The following is a 955-nucleotide window of genomic DNA, read 5'->3' as shown; positions in this document are numbered from 1 at the left end:
CCCCCCGATTCTCGGTCCACATCTCGTGGGAGTGCTCGAAACTTTGAGAGTCCTTGTGGAGGTGTGTGATGGCTGCGGCGAAAAGGTTCACGACTGAGCAGATCGTGGCGAAGCTGCGTGAGGCGGAGAAGATGCAGGCCCAGGGCGCGACGGTGCCAGGGATCTGCAAGAAGCTTCAGATCAGTGAGCAGACGTCTCTACCGGTGGCGTATCAAGTACGGCGCGTTGAAGGAGGACGAGGCCCAACGGCTCAAGGCGCTCGAGGCCGAGAACGCCCGTTTGAAGCGGATCGTGGCCGAGCAGGCCCTGGACATCTCGATGTTGAAGGACCTCCAGAAGGGAAACTGGTGAGCCCGGCTCGCCGCCGGGCTGCAGTCGCGCATCTGGTGCGCAAGTTCAAGATCTCCGAGCGCCGCGCGTGCAAGGTCGTGGGCCAACACCGCTCCTCGAACAGGTACAAGCCGGTCCCGACCGACTTCGAGCAGCAGCTCGTGGCCGCGATGAAGAAGCACGCCGACCGGCATCCGCGGTTCGGTTACCGGCGCGTTCACGCGCTGCTCGTCGCCGACGGTTGGGAGGTCAACGTGAAGCGGGTGGAACGGTTGTGGCGCCGCGAAGGGCTCAGAGTCCCGCCGCCGCGGTCCAAAGCGTCAGGTCAGAAGGCCCTGGGCACTGACGCGCACTCGTTGTGGATGCTGCCCTCGACCCGCCAGGGCCATGTCTGGTCCTACGACTTCATGAGCCTGCGCACCTCCCGCGGCACCGCGCTGCGGATCTTGAACGTGGTCGACGAGTTCACCCGGATCTGTGTGGGCTTCCACGTCGACTACACGATCGGAGCGATGGAGGTGCAGCGCACCCTGGAGCGGATCTTCGAGATCCACGGCCGGCCCCAGGTCATCCGCTCCGACAACGGCCGCGAGTTCATCGCTGCCAGCCTGCTGGGCTGGCTCAA

2 protein-coding genes are annotated in these 955 nt (G+C 64.8%); both read left to right on the top strand.

Annotated features, from left to right (window positions below; genetic code table 11):
* Positions 1 to 183 precede the first annotated feature (183 nt).
* Positions 184 to 351, top strand: a complete 168-nt coding sequence (locus ACYVAQ_RS23385; protein WP_460793020.1) for a transposase — start codon at positions 184 to 186, stop codon at positions 349 to 351.
* A partial coding sequence (locus ACYVAQ_RS23380; RefSeq protein ID WP_460793018.1) for an IS3 family transposase occupies positions 348 to 955 on the top strand: 608 nt, incomplete at its 3' end. The genes ACYVAQ_RS23385 and ACYVAQ_RS23380, both read left to right, overlap by 4 nt.

The organism is Nocardioides maradonensis (genome assembly GCF_054777115.1).
This window is presented reverse-complemented; position numbering and strand designations above follow the sequence as displayed.